Source organism: Rhabdonatronobacter sediminivivens, from assembly GCF_013415485.1.
Lineage (GTDB): Bacteria > Pseudomonadota > Alphaproteobacteria > Rhodobacterales > Rhodobacteraceae > Rhabdonatronobacter > Rhabdonatronobacter sediminivivens.
The window spans coordinates 1-18,536 of sequence record NZ_JACBXS010000031.1 but is presented as its reverse complement, the minus strand read 5'-3'; the positions used below and the strand labels follow the sequence as shown (position 1 = coordinate 18,536).

16 protein-coding genes are annotated in these 18,536 nt (G+C 64.9%); 13 read left to right on the top strand and 3 right to left on the bottom strand.

The window, feature by feature from the left end; genetic code table 11:
- Positions 1 to 5: 5 nt before the first annotated feature.
- Together HUK65_RS13715 and HUK65_RS13710 are read left to right on the top strand one after the other, a co-directional pair.
- Positions 6 to 3,209: a DNA-directed RNA polymerase gene (locus HUK65_RS13715; protein ID WP_179906841.1), complete on the top strand. Its 3,204-nt coding sequence runs from the start codon at positions 6 to 8 to the stop codon at positions 3,207 to 3,209.
- 54 nt (positions 3,210 to 3,263) lie between these two features.
- Positions 3,264 to 4,661, top strand: coding sequence for a hypothetical protein (locus HUK65_RS13710; RefSeq protein ID WP_179906840.1), 1,398 nt, complete (start codon positions 3,264 to 3,266; stop codon positions 4,659 to 4,661).
- 36 nt (positions 4,662 to 4,697) lie between these two features.
- On the opposite strand, the gene HUK65_RS13705 is transcribed toward HUK65_RS13710, so the two are convergent.
- The gene (locus tag HUK65_RS13705; protein ID WP_179906839.1) at positions 4,698 to 6,335 is read right to left on the bottom strand and encodes a hypothetical protein; all 1,638 of its coding nucleotides are present in this window, start codon (positions 6,333 to 6,335) and stop codon (positions 4,698 to 4,700) included.
- A 231-nt stretch (positions 6,336 to 6,566) separates the two neighbouring features.
- Between HUK65_RS13705 and HUK65_RS13700 the strand changes: the two genes are divergently transcribed.
- The 11 genes from HUK65_RS13700 to HUK65_RS13650 all read left to right on the top strand — a co-directional run bounded on the left by HUK65_RS13700 (position 6,567) and on the right by HUK65_RS13650 (position 16,129).
- Positions 6,567 to 6,917, top strand: a complete 351-nt coding sequence (locus HUK65_RS13700) for a hypothetical protein (protein WP_179906832.1) — start codon at positions 6,567 to 6,569, stop codon at positions 6,915 to 6,917.
- Positions 6,918 to 7,021: 104 nt separating this feature from the next.
- On the top strand, positions 7,022 to 7,801 hold the full coding sequence (locus HUK65_RS13695; protein WP_179906831.1) for a VWA domain-containing protein: 780 nt from the start codon (positions 7,022 to 7,024) through the stop codon (positions 7,799 to 7,801).
- 283 nt (positions 7,802 to 8,084) lie between these two features.
- The gene (locus HUK65_RS13690; RefSeq protein WP_179906838.1) at positions 8,085 to 8,267 is read left to right on the top strand and encodes a hypothetical protein; all 183 of its coding nucleotides are present in this window, start codon (positions 8,085 to 8,087) and stop codon (positions 8,265 to 8,267) included.
- A gap of 32 nt (positions 8,268 to 8,299) precedes the next feature.
- A complete protein-coding gene (locus tag HUK65_RS13685) occupies positions 8,300 to 10,498 on the top strand; it encodes a helicase HerA-like domain-containing protein (RefSeq protein ID WP_179906837.1) in 2,199 nt (732 codons plus the stop codon).
- Positions 10,499 to 10,713: 215 nt separating this feature from the next.
- On the top strand, positions 10,714 to 11,178 hold the full coding sequence (locus HUK65_RS13680; RefSeq protein WP_179906836.1) for a hypothetical protein: 465 nt from the start codon (positions 10,714 to 10,716) through the stop codon (positions 11,176 to 11,178).
- 1 nt (position 11,179) lies between these two features.
- The gene (locus HUK65_RS13675) at positions 11,180 to 11,491 is read left to right on the top strand and encodes a hypothetical protein (RefSeq protein ID WP_179906835.1); all 312 of its coding nucleotides are present in this window, start codon (positions 11,180 to 11,182) and stop codon (positions 11,489 to 11,491) included.
- A gap of 57 nt (positions 11,492 to 11,548) precedes the next feature.
- Positions 11,549 to 11,842 carry a hypothetical protein gene (locus tag HUK65_RS13670; protein ID WP_179906834.1) on the top strand — a complete coding sequence of 98 codons (294 nt, stop codon included), beginning with the start codon at positions 11,549 to 11,551 and terminating at the stop codon, positions 11,840 to 11,842.
- Entirely contained in the window at positions 11,839 to 13,776 is a 1,938-nt protein-coding gene (locus tag HUK65_RS13665; RefSeq protein WP_179906833.1) for a transglycosylase domain-containing protein, read from the top strand. Before HUK65_RS13670 ends, HUK65_RS13665 begins: the two co-directional genes overlap by 4 nt.
- 177 nt (positions 13,777 to 13,953) lie before the next feature.
- On the top strand, positions 13,954 to 14,304 hold the full coding sequence (locus HUK65_RS13660) for a hypothetical protein (RefSeq protein ID WP_179906832.1): 351 nt from the start codon (positions 13,954 to 13,956) through the stop codon (positions 14,302 to 14,304).
- A gap of 104 nt (positions 14,305 to 14,408) precedes the next feature.
- Positions 14,409 to 15,188, top strand: coding sequence for a VWA domain-containing protein (locus HUK65_RS13655; protein ID WP_179906831.1), 780 nt, complete (start codon positions 14,409 to 14,411; stop codon positions 15,186 to 15,188).
- Positions 15,189 to 15,484: 296 nt separating this feature from the next.
- On the top strand, positions 15,485 to 16,129 hold the full coding sequence (locus HUK65_RS13650; protein WP_179906830.1) for a PIN domain-containing protein: 645 nt from the start codon (positions 15,485 to 15,487) through the stop codon (positions 16,127 to 16,129).
- A gap of 69 nt (positions 16,130 to 16,198) precedes the next feature.
- Here the strand turns inward: HUK65_RS13650 and HUK65_RS13645 are convergent, their stop codons facing one another.
- Positions 16,199 to 18,067: a phage terminase large subunit family protein gene (locus HUK65_RS13645; protein WP_179906829.1), complete on the bottom strand. Its 1,869-nt coding sequence runs from the start codon at positions 18,065 to 18,067 to the stop codon at positions 16,199 to 16,201.
- On the bottom strand, positions 18,015 to 18,536 hold a 522-nt coding region (locus HUK65_RS13640; protein ID WP_179906828.1), incomplete at its 5' end, for a hypothetical protein. The genes HUK65_RS13640 and HUK65_RS13645, both read right to left, overlap by 53 nt.

The window sequence follows — 18,536 nt, the reverse complement described above, 5'->3', positions numbered from 1 at the left end:
ATGACATGGCGGATTTTTTGATCAAGGTGTGGGGAGTTTTTGCAATGAGCTTTCGGTTATTCATTCCCGAGGATCTTCAATACGGGCGGATGTCGGCCATGGATGCCCGCCCGGGGCGAATGCAGCGCACCATGCAGCAGGTCCTGATCAAGGCACTTGTGTCGGGGTTGGATCAGGAGGGCGACACCGGGGGCACTGACGCGACCGGGACGGGTGATGCCGAGGAGGCGATGTCGCCCCGGTTCCAGCAGGCACTGGCGCGATTCTCAGGCGAGCTCGCCACTCTGAGCATTGGCAAAACCAACAAGTCCGCGCGTGCCGATCTCTGGCGCCGACTGCTGGAGGCGCAGCGAATCCTCGAAGAAGCAGAGACGCAGCGAGCGCACCAGGACGGCACTGGCCGCGACATCAAGCAGATCGATGACGCGGATTCCCTGATCGATGAGGACGATGCTACACACGATCCCGTCGATCCGGTCGAGAAGCGGACAACGCGAGCACTGTTCTGCCTGGCGCTCTACGGCTTGTGCGGTGCTTTTGCCGCAGAACACCTGAAGCGTACGGAGGTCGGGTTCGAGTCAGGCCCTGAAGGGTGGGAAGATGAGGACGAAGACGAAGAGGACGGTGAAGGCAGCGCGCAGACACCGCTTCCCGATCTCGATGAGGCACTATCGGTAAGCAGGGCGTTCGTCGTGCGCACCATATCAGAGCTGCTGGAGCGCAGTTTTCCCGACCTTTTGGAAAGGGACAATCCGGATCTGGCGCGCGCAGAGCGACGATTGCTGAGTGGCGTGCTGCTCGATTGCTGCCTGAGCTCCATCGAGGACTGGGTGGACGTGGTCAAGTCGGAGGGCGTTTATCATGTAATCGTGACTGACGAGGGAATCGCCAAACGGTTCCAGCGCGTTGCCATCGAGTTGCCTTTCAGCGTACCACCGCAGCCGCTCAGGAAGCCGGTTGCGTATCCGACAGATCCAGAAGATGGTGGAAAGTCGGCTGAAGGTAATTTCACGATCGATCTGATCAGCTATCGACGTCGAAACCGATTCCTGCGTAACTTTCACGACGAAGCTGCCAGACACGCAAGCCCGCAATTCAAGAACTATATCAGGGCGGTGAACGCCCAGATGGCTGTCGGCTGGCGGCTCAACCTTCCCTTGCTGCAGGCGGTGGAGAGCCTGGTGCAGCGCGCCCGGACCGGCAGCCGGATGGATCGGACTGCACGCTGGGTTCGCGAGGCCCTGTATCTCCCGTCCCGCACAACTCCGCGACGCACATACCAGCGACCGGCGGAGTTTCTCGATCATCCGCTGATGCAGGCGGCCATCGGCGAGCTCGCCGTCAGGAATGACGACGGCAGCCAGCCAGTGTTCTACCTTCCGTGGTTTGCTGATTATCGTGGCCGCATCTATGCGGCGACTCCCTGGTTGACACCACAGGGCGGAGATGTGCAGCGGGCGCTGCTGGAATTTGCCAAGGGCCGCCCCCTCGATGGTCTTGGCTGGAAGGCGCTCCGGCGGCACGGTGCCAATCTCGTCAGCAAGAGCCGTGTGCTTTCAGACCTCAACATCATCGGCCGAACGTCGTTGACACTCGAAGAGCGGGAGCGATGGGTGGAACAGAACGAGGCGCAGATCTGGGCCAGCGCTGCCGATCCGTGTGAGGAGGACTTCTGGAGAGATGTTGCCGGGGGCAGCGAAATCCAGTTTCTGGCCTTCTGTCTCACTTACCGGCAGGCGATGGAGGAACCGCAGGCACCGGTTCACCTGCCCGTCCAGATCGATGGCACGTGTAACGGGTTGCAGCACATCTCGGCGCTGACTGGAGACGAAGAGCTGGCGTGTGCCGTCAATGTCCTCGAGGATGGAAGCGGGCTGCCGCGCGACATCTACATGGAACTTGCCGAAGCAACGCGCATGCGGATCCGCAGCGGAGAAACTGCAGTTTCGCCCAAAGACCCGGTTGGCAGGCAGGTCGAGGAATGGCTGTCGAGCTCCGGACTTCTTGACGATCTCGTCGACCGATCTACGGCGAAGAAGGTGATCATGACTATCCCATACGGCGCGGGCGAAACGGCACAGATTGCACATGTGCTCGAGCAACTGCTCCCATCGCTGCAGAATGCCACCATTGACAACCTGCCCGCTGCGCTTGATCCGAAGACGGAGCAACCGCCGATCCATAGGGACCTCTTGAAAGAGGTCCGCCGCGTGTTCCACCGCTGGCTCAGGGAGCAGCACAATCGGCTTTACGATCGCGAACTCGATGATCGCGCGCGAGATAAGAAGCGCATCCAGCTGCGCCAGTGGTACAGGTTGTGGGATCCGCGAGACTTGTTGCCTTTTCGTCTCGGCCTGCCCCTGGCAAAAGTCATCGTGGCGCACCTCCGGGCTGCACTTTCACAGAAGCACCCGAGTGTCGACGAATTCAAGAAGTTCCTCGAGACGAGTGCAAGTCGACTTAACCGGATGCCATTGCTCTGGCTGACACCTCTCGACTTTCCTGTCTGCCAGAACCAGTTCAGGCTAGAGGGCCCGCATCTGGACGCGCATATTCTGCTGCCGGAAGATAAGGCCGAAGCAGGGGGGGGCGAAACGCGCAGAGAGGTGCGCGTCGATGCCAAGTGCCTTTCCGAGGAGGTGGACAAAGGCGCCGCCAGTGCGCAGCGCAGGGCCTTGATGCCCAACCTCATCCACGCATTCGATGCGACACATCTTGCGAGCACGATGCGGGCTGCAGGGCGGCGGCAGGTGTCCCAGTTCGGATCGATCCATGACTGCTTTCTCGTGCATCCCAATGATGCCGACACGCTTGCCGAGGTGGTCAGACATACCTTTGCCCATCTGCATCGGGCCGATGAGCACGGAACCCACAAGGCGTTCGCCGACTGGTGCGGCTGCATGGAGCTTCTGCGCTTGTTGCGCACATCGGAAGCACCGAACTGGATTGTCAAAGCGCTCGATGACCCCGGATGCCTGGCGGAGACGCAATTGCGCGAAGAAGATCGCAAGGTTGTGGAAGCCTTGCGTGCCATGCCTGACAACCGGGAAATGCAGCTGGTTCTTGCAAAGTGCGCACTGCAGTTTCGCGGCGAAACCATCGGGACGCTTCCTGCCGCGCGAAAAGGAGAAATCACCCTTGAATTCCCCTCCGCGCTCTTTGCGTCTGACGGAGATCAGGACAGGGTTTCGCAATACCTTTTCTCTTGATGGGGATTCAGCATGCCGCACTGCAAAAGGCTTATCGTATCTTTTCTTGGAGGCATGGACCTGAAATGGCCCCAGCTCGATGACGATCAAAGCCCGCTTTATCGTCTTCTGTATCATCTGTTCAATAAAGAGCGAACGATCCGTCCTGAGCATACGAAACTTCTTCTATTCTGGGAGGATGATCCCAGGGAGCAGAAATGGGAGAAACTTGTCCACAGAATTGAGAAGAACATTGATGACCTCGGGTGGGACGCGATGGATTTCACACCGGTCAGGATCGACCTTCCCAAAGGCCCGACGGATCTGAACAGCCTTTACGCGACGACATGGAACACGATTGAGAAAGCGCACCACAAGAGGGAAACAAAAGAAGTGGTGTTCAACACCACCAGCGGCACGCCGGCCATGCAGGCATGTCTCCTCCTGGCCGCGGATTGCTTAACGATCAACGGTCCACGCATGTTTCAGATGTGGAGGCCACCGAAAAATAGCGAAGAGGTTGGCGTGGAAGAAATCCAGCCTCCCTGGGCCATAGGGTATCGTCCGAGATCGCGACCGCGTGGTCCGGTGAAGCGTGCGCAACTCTCCGAAAAGGCGAAGCAAACACTGCTGCCTGGTACTGTTGTCGGGGATGCCATTGCACAGGAAGCCTTTGCGGCGATTCACAATGCAGCAGTTGCCAGCAAACGCAACGGACCGCCGCGGCTACTGGTGACAGGGCCAATCGGCAGCGGCAAGTGGCATGCAGCCCGGCAGTTTGCCAAATGGTATGGCGGTGCGGTTTCCGAGTTGCTTGAACCATCCGAGGGAATCGAAATCGCGCAAGGAGGCTGTCTTCTGGTGCGCTGGCTTGACACGTGGTCAGAAGAGCAGGCCGATGCGTTGACCCTGATCTCGGAACGCAGCGACATTGCCATCGTGGCAACCTTCAGGACCGACAGACCAAATGCCATTCACAAGATTGGCACGGCCCGTGCAAGCCTGCGCGGCGCTGTGCGTGACGTTGATCTTCCCCCCGCATCTCGACGCGATGATTTCGTCGACCTCGCCGAGGCTCTAGCGGCGAGACATGGTATCTTGCAGGGCAAAATGAAGGAACGGTTACAATACCCTCTGACCGAGTATCTGCCGCTCGGATTGCACGGCCTCGAAGCGGCACTGCTATCAACGGCGGACCACAGCAAAGAACGACATCCTGATCAGTCAGTATTCGAGAACAAGCTGGTGGTCGCACAGGCCGAGGACGTTCTCTCCGAATGCATTCGACGGATCATGAACCTCAACTGCTCCAAGGATTACGGGCTACCCGAGATCGCGAAGGATATGGAAAAGGCAGTCGTGATGCTCGCCCTCAGGGGGCGGAGGTCGGACAAGGAGGTAGCCGATCTGCTCTATACCACCCGAACCCGGATCTCTACGATCAAGAACCGAAACTGGGAGATTGACCGGTAGTCGTACCGCACGGCGAACATTACCGGTAGAAGCCTGTCAGGGCTGCTCCTTCTCATAGCGGTGATTGTCGAGCTGTGCGCAAATTCCGGCGACGAGGTCCTCGTAGATTTCGGCGGGATCGCACCCTGTGAGACTGCCGATCAGATCATGCACATGAAGATTCTCCAGCAGAAACGGACTCTCGTCGCTCCACAAACCAGCGCCTCTGAATGATTTCACGACCCAGCTTGCGGCCTCGGCGGGCAATGCACCGTGCGAGATGACGTTACGGATCTGCCGCAGCCGAATCCCCGGCCCGTCTGTCTGTTGTGCGCCGGAGGGGCTGCCTGATGCCTCGGCTCCCATCGCTTCGTGATAACCGCGCAGCCCCCTTTCAGCGTCCTCGGGAAAAAATCTGTAAAAAACCTCCCGCTCTGGGTAACTGTTCCGATAGAGATAGTTTCGGCCATTCCTTTCGATCGGCAATCCGCTTCCCTTGCCTCCCACGAGTCCAGCTGGAAACCCCTTGCCGGGCTTTGGAAAGATCCGTCGTTGTACTTCGTCGACGCTTTCGACGAACTCCAGCCGCTCGAGAAGGTCGATGTAGGCCGCATCTGGAAAAGTTGATGTCCAAAGAACGGCTTCCAGAAACCGCTCGGAGCGCAATGCGGCCTCCGCCCGGAAGGCAGCGAGCAGACACCGCGGAGTCTGCGCGTTGTCGACACCTCCCGTCAGGCCCGGCACCGTCGCTTTGCTGCGCAGTTGCCCGTCGAGGAATCTGAAGATCTTCCTTGTCGCGACGGCCCACCGTTTTTCGTCCGGCTGCTTGATGAACTGTCCGGCCAGAACGCTTGCCCCATGAAAATCGCCTTTCTGCACGAGCCGACGCACCTCACCGCGAGCGTGAAACGAGTCCGATGGCAAGAATGTGGGCGCATGCGATGTCAGAAGACCGTGCTCGGGATCATCGATGCGTACGCAATCGAAAAACCGCGCTGACGCGAAGCGGAAGCGGGCACAGGCCCGGATCTGATCACGGTAGACGGGTATGCCGCCGCTCAGGGCGAAGACGACATTTGATGCAGCCTCACTCGAAATTCGGGCCAGAACATCATCGATCCGTTGCACCGCCGCCGGATTGACCGCCCTGCCGCGCTTGCCGTCTGCCGGGACGGTGTCGTCGATGTAATCAACGGCACAGACCGTCCCGCAACCGACCTCCCCGGGTCCTTCCACCAGCCGCAATTCGAACAGATCAGCCAACCATGCCGCTAGAATTCGGCCGGTCGCGATCGGTTCGTCGGCGCGGTGGCTACGTTTTGTATTGAAAACCACGATGGTGTCCGGCGGGGGCGTCTTCCCCTCCGTCCCAGGCTGGAAGAGCCGATCGAGCCCTGCCAGTTTCACCGGGACAAGCGGCAACGTTGCGTCGCAAAGCTCATGAGGAACAGCGGTTTCGGGGGCGTCTCCAACAGCAAGACTGCCCTCCTTGTCCCAGAGCTTCGATCCGCCGAGACGGGGCAGGTCAGCGGCGTCGGGCCGCATCTCATACCTCAGATCACCCGACAGCAGGCGCTCATGGATCGCCCGCTGGGTGTCGGAGCCCATCCGGATCAGCCGGGATGTTTCGGCGTCTCCCGGAAGGACGATCTGAAGATCGCTGTCGCCACAGGTCACGAGTAGCAAACTGGCCACGAGATATCCTCCTTCCCCGAACGCGCGGCGCGCTGTCGCAAGCCGCCTGTTTGATCATGCCGGACTGGCGCGCTTTTGCCAACCGCGTTGGCATCGGGGGGGCATTTCGCGCTTGCGTGGTGCGCCATCCAGGCAAACCCCCGGTGTTTTACCTGTGCGCCGGAATGAAGTGGCCCGCCCGAGCGGCGGGGCGCCTCGACGCCCACACTGCTCAACAAAAGGAGAGATCACATGGCATTCTTCAGCGACACGCCCGCCGGTCCGAACACGCGGCGCGCGCACGATCCCCAGCGCCGCTACGGCACCGTTGCCCGCGGTGGCGGCGATACCCGCAGCGCCCCGCGCGCAAACGCCGTCGTCGTGTTCACCGACGACATGGCACGCGACATGTTCGCGCGCACCACCGTCCTGCTCGAGGACGGTGTCCTCCCGGTCAAGGGCAAGCAGATCGGCTGGAAGCGGACCAACCGCGGTCTGCTCGGCGCCATCTACGTCAACCCCAACACCGGCGCGCGCTTCCTCTTCGCGCCCGACCTGCGCAAGCAGTGCGCCGAGCCGACCTGCATCGCCCGCCTGGCCTGATGCAGGCCCGCCCCGGGGCCGACCGTGTGTCGGCTCCGGGTGCGGCGGACCAGCCGCACGACACACCCGACCACAGCACCCCCTCCGACAGAAAGGACACCGCTATGTTCCGCACCCTTCTCGCCGCCCTGCTCCGCAGCCTGAGCGCAGCACCGCAACCCGCCGCGCCCACGCCGACCAGGCCCGTCCTGCCACGCCACCAGGTGATCATGACGGATGCTCCCGCCAGCCCGGCCGTCGCCACGCCGCCGCGCCCCACGACGCGTTCCGGCAAGATCTACTGCCCCGACCGGCTCGCCCTCGTGGTCTTCGACCAGGAGGCCAGGCTCGCAGCCCCCTTCATGGGCGCTTTCGACCCGCGCTTGGTCGACGCGGTGCAGGGGCTGCCCGGCCTGGTGCGCGACTCGATCACCGATATTGCCGCCGGGCTGTCCATGGCAAACGACCTGCTCGCCGACCAGCATCCCGGACTGCTGCGCCGCATCTGGCTGCTCTCGGACGGCTATCCCAACCCGGAGAACCAGCCGATCGACCGCATGGTCAGCCGCGCGATCGCGCAGCGCACCAACATCAACACCATCGGCATCGGCCTGCCTGGCGGCTACGACCGCGCACTACTCGAGCGCATCGCCGCCCGCACTCATAACGGCCGCTTTGCCGAGGCACAGACAGCGGCCGATCTGAACCGCATCTTCGGCGGCGCCGCGCGACCGCGCAAGCCCGGCAGCCATCGCGGCGAGGCCACGGTCTTCGTCGTCGATGTCTCGGGCTCGATGCGCACGCCGATGGGTCCGCCCCAGCGCATGGGGGCAACCCAGCGCATCGACGCGGTCAGCGAAGCCATGAGCGGCCTGCTGCGCTACAAGCAGGCCCGCTGGGCCTGAGCCCGCGCCCCGCGCGCCCCGCGCAAGCCTCCCCCTCCCAACGCCCCGCGGTCGACCTCCCCGAACCTGCAGCGCGCCCCCGAAAGGGGGCCGCGGCACACCAACATGCTGCCCCAGAGCTGCGCCCGTGGCCCGCTGTATTCCCGAACAGACGCGCCGCGCCATCACCCGCACAATCCCCGCCACCGACAAACCCCCCGGATTCTTCCGCTGCGCCCGGATGAGGCGTGCCCGCACGCGCGCCCAGACTTCGCAACACCACCCACAAGACAGGAGCCTTGCCATGCTGAAGCAGCACAAGTGCGCATACGCACCGAGCCGAGCCGTGTGCGATTGTCCGGCAGTTGCCGAGATCGCCGAATTCGCCCGCCGAGCGCCGCATCTCGATTTTTCTGCTGCTCACGCGCGCGCAGTGACGGACGCGCTGAAACGCGCGATCGACCGAAGCGACAGCGCGATTTCCTGACCATCCCCTTCCCGAACCCTGCGAGGTTAACCATGGACTATCAACACCATGCCGCATCGACCCGTGATACGCCGTGCGCCGAAGATGTTCCGGACCATCCCGACCCACATGGCCCGGAATATCCCTTTGCCGCACCGTCGGTCGAAACGCGCTGTACTGCGTTGCGCCTGAGACCCGTCGGTGCAGCCCCCGCAGCGATCCTGCCGGCCCGCAGTGCCCTGCTGTGGGACCTTCCCGCAGCAGGGTCGGCGTTCACCCGCCGCCTCGAACTCACCTACCTGCTTCGGCGTGCGCATCCGCTGGAGCTGGCGCTGAACGTCATCACAAGCTGGACACCTGGTTTCGATGGGGCCCCATCGCGCGTGCCGCTGCGTGAGCTTCAGGCTCTCGCCGGTGTTGCACTGCCCGGCTTCGCTCCGGTTGCTCCGGAACTGCCTGTGCTGGTCGGCGAGACCTTGCGTCTGCCGCCACCCTGTGTCGATGTCCTGGACTCGGCGCGGACAACCGATGGCACACGGCCAGCGCCGCATTGCGCTTTGCAGTCGGCGGCGCGCGCCCTTCTGATCGCCCGGCACGACACCATCATGCCGGGCCTTGACCCCTGCCTCGTTGCCCTGACGGAGACCGGTCACGATCTTGATCTCGTGCTCGAGCTGTCGGCCGGTCCGATCCCCGCCGCCACTCTGCGCGCCCTGCGCGAGGCCGCGGCGCGCCTGCAGGCCGTGCTTCACACCGGTGCTGCGCAGGCGCCCGAGCAACTCGCCTGGTGCTTTGCCCGGGTGCGGCGCTGGCTCGCAGGCGTGGGGCTGCTGCGCAATGTCGAGATCCGGCTGCGGTTTCACAGGGACGCGGATCCGGGCGTGGCGCGGATTGCAGCAACCATGCTCTACAGCACCAGCCGAGGCAGTGCCGCCATTTCCCCGGCGCACATCGATCTCTCGACGGCCCTGCCGCCCGAAACGCCCGCTCCTGCGATAGTGCCCGATTACCGCACCCTTGAGGCGGTCCGGCGCGTCGCCGCGACCCGGTACCGTCGACCCCCACGCGGCCCCGGCCTCTTGCTCGGCAGCGATGCGGCGGGGCGCAAACAGATGATCGCTGCGGACGACCTGCGCCAGCACTGTTACGTCATCGGCGCTACCGGCACCGGCAAAAGCAGCCTGCTCAGATCCATGATCCGCCAGGACATGGTCGCCGGTGTACCTGTGGTCGTCTGCGATCCCCACGGAGATCTGCATTCTGAGGTCCTCGCGGACATGTCGCCGGAGCAGCGCTACAGGGCGATCATCGCCGACGTGGCGGACTTCGAGCATCCCTTCACCCTCAATATCCTCGATGTCCGCGGGCCACACCCGTCCATTCAGCGCAACTTCATCGCCAATCAGTTGATCGCCTTGTTCAAGACTGTCTATGGCGCGAACAAGGAAGCCTTCGGCCCCATGTTCGAGAGCTACTTCCGCGCGGCGCTGTTGTTGCTGATGGAGGGCAATGGCAGCGCGGCCAGTCTGGCCGACATGGAGCGCGTGTTCGGCGATACCGCGTTTCGGCGCACGCTGCTCGAGCAGTGCCAGGATCCGCAGATACGCAGCTTCTGGCACAACATCGCCCTGAAGGCCGGGGGCGACGCCTCACTCAACACCATCGCACCCTACATCACCAGCAAGCTGGCCCAGCTGTCGGGCAATGCACTGATCCGCCCGATCCTGTGTACTGCCCGAACGAGCCTCGATCTGTCCGCGGCACTGTCCGAGGGGCGCAGTGTCTTCGTCAATCTCGCCAAAGGGCTGGTCGGTGGACCCGACGCAAGTATTCTCGGAGGCATCATCACCGTCCGGCTGATCGCCGCTGCCATGGCCCGCACGCGCGAGAGCCGGGAGCGGCGGCTGGTGCGCGTCTATCTCGACGAGTTCCCGTCCTACGGGGCCCATGGGCTCCTGGCCGATGCGATGGCCGAGATCCGCAAGTTCGGGCTCAGCCTGGTTCTCGCCAACCAGTCTGTTGCCCAGATCGACGGACGCGGCCCAGACCTCGCCCATGCCATTCTGGCCAACTGCGGCACGCTGCTGGGATTTCGACTGGGCCCGCAGGACGCCAGCGACATCGCGCACTGGTTAGGCCCCGAAGTCGCGCCGGACCAGCTGCTGCGCCTTCCCAACTACCAGTTCGTCGCACGCACCCTGCGCGATGGCGTTCCGCAGGCCCCCGTACGGTTAACCTGCGCTCAGGGCTGATCGCCTGCCGCGCCGAACACGTGTCGCGGCGAACTCAGCGCCTGCGTGTCGGCCCGGTCGCCCGGTCGCTATGACCGGGTTTCGACAGGTTTTGGCGGCAAACCCCCGGGTTTTTTCCTGCGCGCCGGAGTGAAGCGAGCAGAGCGACACGCAACCGTGCCGCAGCGCGCCTTGGAAACTATCCGATCCATTCAATCAAAAGGAGGGTCCTGCCCATGCTGCAGACACTGGAAGACCAGCTTCCGTTCAGCCTCGAGGACATCCTCGGGCTGGACAGCGCGGGGCTTGGTGACGCCTGGCGCGCCGGCATCGCGCCGGCACTCGCCGAGATCGGTGCATCGTTCGATCCGATGCTCGCCGGGGCGTTTCTCGCCGGTGGTCTCGCCATGGCGGCGGGCGCCCGGCTCGCACTGCTCGGCGCTCTCGTCCTGCTGGGCGCGCACATCGCAGTCGCACAGGGCATCGTGCCCGAAATCCCGGCTTGGGCGCTTCCCGCCGCGAGCGGGCTGCTGCTGCTCGGCGTTGCGCAGGGTCTGCTGACCCTTGTCGCCGGTGAGCAGACAGCCGGAACACTGATCGCGGCCAGCATCGTCGCGATCATCCTCTTCATCATCTGGCGCGGCCCCATGAAGGCGCTGCGCCTCGTTCTTCTCCTCTTCCACCGCAACGGAGGTCGCTGACATGGATACACCCGAAATCGCCTTCGCTTTCGACCACGGCCAGGTCCTTGCAGGGGCCGTCTCAGGCCTCGCCCTCGGCGTCCTGCTGCGCAACCGCAGCGTCGCCACCCTCGTCGCCACCGGCCTGGCCGGGTGCCTTCTGTGGTTCATTCTCGGCGACCCCGGGGGCCCCACGGTGCTCTTCGAAGCAGCTGCGAACCGGCTGACTGAGCTTGCCACACAGGGCTTCCTGACAGGCGCCTTGCTGGCCAAGGCCGCCGTCAGCCTCGTGCAGGGACTGTCCAGGGCCGGTGGCGGCAGATCACGCCGATAGTCCCGAACGACAGCGCCAAGACCATCAAACTCAACCCATGAAAGAAGGAGGAGCGCCATGACACCGCTTGTGACCGATTTTCTCGTCGGGGGCATGCTCGGCGGCATCAGCATGCTGGCACTGACCAGGTTCCCCCGCGTCAGCTACATCATTTTCCTTCTCGCCCTCACCGGCCTCGCCGCGATCATCGCGCTCGAAGGCTCTGCCGGCTTCATCGCCATCGTCGACCGGGCGATCGCCGAGCTGCTTGCAGCGATACCGGAACCGCGTCTCGCAGGTCTGAGTGCCGGCATGATGCTAGTGGCGATGTTCAACACCCTGTCCTCCCCAGAGCCGAGGTACCCGAAATGACCCATCGCACCACCACCCACCGGCACAAGGCCGGACTCGGCAAGGCGCCCCCGAAGGCGAACACCTCCCGGAACCGGCCGCCATCGCCACCCAAGTCCCCGTGTCCCCGAACCCGGCACAACGCCACATCACGCAGCCCCGACCAGCGCGGGCATCGTTCGAAGACGCGCAACCGACCCGGAGATATCCGGACGATCTGGCAGCGCCTCCGGAAGGCATGCCGCCACCCGTGGCGCCTGCTCGCGCTCGGTATGCTCGCCGCGATCACTCTTGGCACTGCGGGGCCGCAGCTCATCCTGGCCGCCCATGGCTGGCGCTCCGATCTTCCGCGTTCCGCAGAGGTGCAGCAGTTTTTCGAACAGCCCACCCTTACGCTGGAAATCCAGGACGACGGCAGCTTCCCGCAGCACTGCGCCTGTTTCCTGCCAGTGGACGCGCAGGATGTACCCGCGCACCTGCGGAACGCGCTGCTGGCCTCGGAGGATCGCCGCTTCGACACGCATCAAGGCATCGATCTGATCGGAACCCTGCGCGCACTGCGCGCCAACCTTGCCGCCGCGAGGGTGGTTCAGGGCGGTTCGACAATCACCCAGCAACTGGCAAAGTCCCTAACCGGAAACCAGAGGACCCGCCATCGCAAGATCAGGGAACTGGTTCTGGCAAGGCGGATCGAAGCGAGCATCGACAAAGAGGAAATCCTGCGCCTCTACCTCGACAGAGCATACTTCGGGCGGAGCGCAACGGGTATCGAGGCTGCTGCCAGGGCGTTCTTCTCGAAACCCGCGCGTGCGCTGACCCTGTTCGAGGGAGCTGCCCTTGTCGGCCGACTGCCCAAGCCAAGTGGCCGAAGCGACCAAGCTGCACTCGAAGCTGACGCCAGGCGGACACTCGACCGGATGGTTGCGGCAGAGATGATCACCCGTGCTGAAGCCACGGCCGCACTCGCCGAGGGTCCGCAACCTGGCGGCTTGCCTCCGCTGTCGTTCAACATTCGCCACTACCAGGACTGGGTTGGGCGTGCACTGCACAAGCAGGGGCTCAGGGGGCGCTTTCAAGTGGTCCTGGCGCTGGACCTGCGCCACCAGATGGCGGCGCGTGGCGCGATCGCAGACGCCATTGCACAAGGGCACCTGGACGCGGATCAGGAGGTGGCGCTCGCTGCGATCGCCCCGGACGGCCGCGTCACCGCGCTCATCGGCGGGCGCGATTATCGCATCAGCCAGTTTGACCGCGCGAGCCTTGCACGACGTCAGCCAGGCTCGACGGTCAAGCCCTTCACCTTTCTCACCGCGCTCGAGCAGGGATGGTCCCCCGAGCAGTTCATCGATGATGCGCCGATCCTTCTCGATGGATGGCAACCGCGCAATCATGACCGGCTGTACATGGGCAAGATGACGTTGTCCGAGGCCCTCGAGCACTCGCGCAACGCCGCAACAGTGCGTCTTGCCAAGCAGGTCGGGATTTCGGAGGTCGCTGATCTGTTCGAGCGCTTCGGGCTGCCCGGGACTCCCGCACGCCCCGCCTTCCTCCTCGGCGCCGAAGCAACCGGGGTGCTCGATGTGGCCAACGCCTATGCCGGTCTGGCCGCAGACGGCCGACGCATCATGTCAACAGGCATCCTGGGCGTCCTTGCCCCTGACGGCAACGTCGTGTTGCGGCGGGCCCGGCAGCCGCAAGACCAGATCGCCAGTCCTCATGCCGTGGCGGCGCTGAACACGATGCTCCATGCCGCCGCACCCTGGGACGGGTTCGCGGGCAAGTCCGGAACAAGCCAGAAAAACCGCGACGCCTGGTTCGCGGGATTTTCCGGGCAGGCAACCGCAGTGGTCTGGGTCGGGCGCGATGACGCGGGCCCCATGCCCGGAACCTTCGGCGGCGGGATCAGCGCGCGGATCTGGCGGCAGTTCCTCGAAGCCCTGGAACCGCCTGTTTGATCATGCCGGACCGGCGCGCTTTTGCCAACCGCGTTGGCATCGGGGGGGCATTTCGCGCTTGCGTGGTGCGCCATCCAGGCAAACCCCCGGTGTTTTACCTGTGCGCCGGAATGAAGTGGCCCGCCCGAGCGGCGGGGCGCCTCGACGCCCACACTGCTCAACAAAAGGAGAGATCACATGGCATTCTTCAGCGACACGCCCGCCGGTCCGAACACGCGGCGCGCGCACGATCCCCAGCGCCGCTACGGCACCGTTGCCCGCGGTGGCGGCGATACCCGCAGCGCCCCGCGCGCAAACGCCGTCGTCGTGTTCACCGACGACATGGCACGCGACATGTTCGCGCGCACCACCGTCCTGCTCGAGGACGGTGTCCTCCCGGTCAAGGGCAAGCAGATCGGCTGGAAGCGGACCAACCGCGGTCTGCTCGGCGCCATCTACGTCAACCCCAACACCGGCGCGCGCTTCCTCTTCGCGCCCGACCTGCGCAAGCAGTGCGCCGAGCCGACCTGCATCGCCCGCCTGGCCTGATGCAGGCCCGCCCCGGGGCCGACCGTGTGTCGGCTCCGGGTGCGGCGGACCAGCCGCACGACACACCCGACCACAGCACCCCCTCCGACAGAAAGGACACCGCTATGTTCCGCACCCTTCTCGCCGCCCTGCTCCGCAGCCTGAGCGCAGCACCGCAACCCGCCGCGCCCACGCCGACCAGGCCCGTCCTGCCACGCCACCAGGTGATCATGACGGATGCTCCCGCCAGCCCGGCCGTCGCCACGCCGCCGCGCCCCACGACGCGTTCCGGCAAGATCTACTGCCCCGACCGGCTCGCCCTCGTGGTCTTCGACCAGGAGGCCAGGCTCGCAGCCCCCTTCATGGGCGCTTTCGACCCGCGCTTGGTCGACGCGGTGCAGGGGCTGCCCGGCCTGGTGCGCGACTCGATCACCGATATTGCCGCCGGGCTGTCCATGGCAAACGACCTGCTCGCCGACCAGCATCCCGGACTGCTGCGCCGCATCTGGCTGCTCTCGGACGGCTATCCCAACCCGGAGAACCAGCCGATCGACCGCATGGTCAGCCGCGCGATCGCGCAGCGCACCAACATCAACACCATCGGCATCGGCCTGCCTGGCGGCTACGACCGCGCACTACTCGAGCGCATCGCCGCCCGCACTCATAACGGCCGCTTTGCCGAGGCACAGACAGCGGCCGATCTGAACCGCATCTTCGGCGGCGCCGCGCGACCGCGCAAGCCCGGCAGCCATCGCGGCGAGGCCACGGTCTTCGTCGTCGATGTCTCGGGCTCGATGCGCACGCCGATGGGTCCGCCCCAGCGCATGGGGGCAACCCAGCGCATCGACGCGGTCAGCGAAGCCATGAGCGGCCTGCTGCGCTACAAGCAGGCCCGCTGGGCCTGAGCCCGCGCCCCGCGCGCCCCGCGCAAGCCTCCCCCTCCCAACGCCCCGCGGTCGACCTCCCCGAACCTGCAGCGCGCCCCCGAAAGGGGGCCGCGGCACACCAACATGCTGCCCCAGAGCTGCGCCCGTGGCCCGCTGTATTCCCGAACAGACGCGCCGCGCCATCACCCGCACAATCCCCGCCACCGACAAACCCCCCGGATTCTTCCGCTGCGCCCGGATGAGGCGTGCCCGCACGCGCGCCCTCAGGCGAACGCCTCACCCCACCGCACATGTTTCAGACCAGGAGACCGAAGATGACCATACTGCACAGAACCCTCGGCCGCATCATGCCGACGCCCTGCCAGATTCAAGACCCGCACCGGAGCCGCCAGGCCCCGGCCACACCCGGCCGCTCCCATGATTGCCTGCCTGCGGCGACAGGAGATTTCGGCGCTCTGGCGCGCGCGCGACGCGTCGCCGTCATCCTCGATGCCGAGAACCTCGTCTACTCCGCGCGAGATTATGACTGGCGGCTGGACTTCGTACGTCTTGGCCAGCTCCTGCGCAGGCATTTCCGCCGCGTCGAAATGCATGCGGTCGTGTCGGTGGCCCCTGATCAGGTCGATGCGACGCGCCGCGATGCCGAACGCGTAGGTTGGGTCGGGCACGCCCGGCCGATCGTTACCACCCCCCGGCACCGGTGCGCCAACGGGGATGTCACCTGCGCCTTCGTCACGGCCACCCTGCTTGCCCGTTTCAAGGCCGACACGCTCCTGCTCGGCACCGGCGACGGCCCCCTCGGTCTGGACATTGCGCGCGCCGCCCGCACCAGCTTCCCCAGTTGCCGGCAGATCGCGACCCTCTCGCTCAAGGCAACGACAAGCCGCCTGCTGAACCGGGAAAATGCGCCCGAGATTGATGCAAATCTCTACCTCGGACAGGATGTTCTCAGGATCTAGACCAAGATAATGGGGGCTGCCGCTCTTAAAATACTGGCAGTAGAAACTCTCAGGTGCCGCCAGGCGGTGTCAGAAAACAGTGCTAGTTAGCACTTTGTTCCTGTGCGCCAGTGAGGTATGCCGAGGCTTCCGAGGCCCGAGGAGACTTGCCATGCCCCGCTTCGATCCGAGCGGATTCGGTCGCCTGCTTGCCCGCCTGCTCTTCACCGTCACCAGCTGTTCGGCGGTCAGCTGCTTCAGCCATTCGCTGTCGGCCCATGTCGGCAGATGCACTGTTCCCGGCGGGAACGAGGCACCGGCGGTGATCTCTTCCGGTGTTGGCCGGTCCTGGCGCAGGAAGCGATAGGTCTCGGCCTTGAAGGTCGATGTGGCCACCGACCAGAGCCGCGCACCGCGCCGCAGCCGCTTGCCGCCAATGGTGGCATCAACATAGGTCGGGCCGGTCACCGGGCTGGACCGGTTGAAGCCCTCGAGGCCCTTGACCGGGGCCACCTGCGCAAAGCCGACCTGCCGCGCCCACGCATAAACGGCGCTCGTCTCATAGCCCGTGTCGATGGCTAGCCGCGCGATGGTCAGGTGCTGGCCGCTCTCGTGCGTCCAGACCCGGCCCAGCAGATCGGTCAGCTTCTGCCAGCAGGTCGGATCGCCGGGGCCGCCCTCGATGACAATGTGATCGACCAGCCAGCTTTCCAGCCCACGGCCCCAGGCCCAGACATCGACCTCGATCCGGTCTTTCTGCCCATCGGCCCCAGCGGTCAGGAAGAGCCCGCCCGCGGGCACCGTGCCCGGTGTCCATGTCTCCCGCCGCTCTGCCAGCCGCTGCCAGTCCGGGGCTTCGCCGGTTTCGAACCAGGTCTCGCCAAGGATCGTATTGCGAAACGCGCGCATGGCCTCGTCATTGCCTTGTGCCGCCTCCCAGGCGCGTGCGATCCGCGCCCAGCTGAGCCAGCCGATGGGCGAGTAAAGCGCCGAGAGGTGATAGCCGACTGTGTGCGGGTCGGAGGATTGTGCCGTTGCACGCCATTCGCCCTCGGCCAGCATCGCCGTCTTGTGGTGTTCCGCGATGGGTTTCTCGCAGCCCTCGCAGTGGTATTCTGCCTTCTCGGGCTGCCCCTTGTCCCAGCGCAGGCGTTCGAACCGCAGCCATTGCGCATGGCCGCAATGCGGGCACGGCACGACATAGCGCCGCTGGTCGCTGGCCTCGAACTCCCGCTCGATCCGGCTCAGCCCCCGGATGGTCGGCGTGGAGATCAACAGCGCCTTGCGCCGATGCGCAAAGGTCAGCGAGCGGGCTTCGGCCAGGCTGACCGGATCGCCTTCCTCATCCGCCGAGGCCGGATAAGCGTCGACCTCATCGAGAAACAGATAGCGTGCCGGGGTGGAGCGCAGCCCCACGGCGGAATTCGCCCCGGTCATGATCAGGATGCCGCCCGCGAATTCCTTCGACAGCATGGTATTGCCCGCGTCCCGCGAGCGCGCAGGCTTGATCCGCTCCCGCAGTTCGGGGCTCTCGTCGATCAGCGGGTCGATCCGCTGGCGCGAGTTGCGCTTGGCCAGTTCCACGGTCGGCTGCACCGCCAGCATCGGGCCTGGCGCGTGATGCATGACAAAGCCGATGAAGCAGTTCCCGGCTTCTGTCGCACCGACCTGAGCCGCCTTCATGAACACCACCCGCTGCACCGGGCTGACCGGAGACAGCGCATCCATGATCTCGCGCATATAGGGCGTGCGCGCGGTGCGATACCGCCCCGGCTCGGCCGAAGCGCGCGAGGACAGCCAGCGATGCCGGTCCGCCCATTCCGAAACGGTCAGGTCCGGGTCTGGCCGGATGCCACGCGACCAGGCGCGCAGCAGGTCCCTTGCGCCATCGAACCCGGCAACTTCTTCATCCAAGGCCGCTGCGAATATCGGCAAGGCTGTCGAGCTGGGCGCGGACATGGGCTTCCAGGACTTTCTGCATCTGCGCCGCCTCCACCGTGATCCCCTCCCCCAAGGCCGCGGACAGTTCCGATGCCATCAGCGCCGCGACCCGCGCAGGCCAGGTCACCCAGGCATCGCGCTCCTCGCGCGCCAGCCGGAACATCAGGGTTTCGGCGCGCGCGCGATCCACCAGCTCGCCCTTCAGCTTCTGGAGCCGGATGCGCCGCTCCTGCGCCTTCATCACCTCGTTCGCGGTCCTGGCCTGCAGGAAAGTCGTGCCACCACTGGTGACAGGGGCGGCCAGACCCTCCTCGCGCAGGGTTTCGCCAACGGATGCAACAGCCGCTTCGGGGACGGGTTTCAGTTTCGGCTTGGGTGCGGTAGGTGTCTTTGGCGCTGCGCGTGATTTCGCCGGATCGGTCATGGCTGCGCGACGCTGATCAGACGCCTCGGCGTCAATGCTGCCATCGGCAAAGAGCACCAGCCG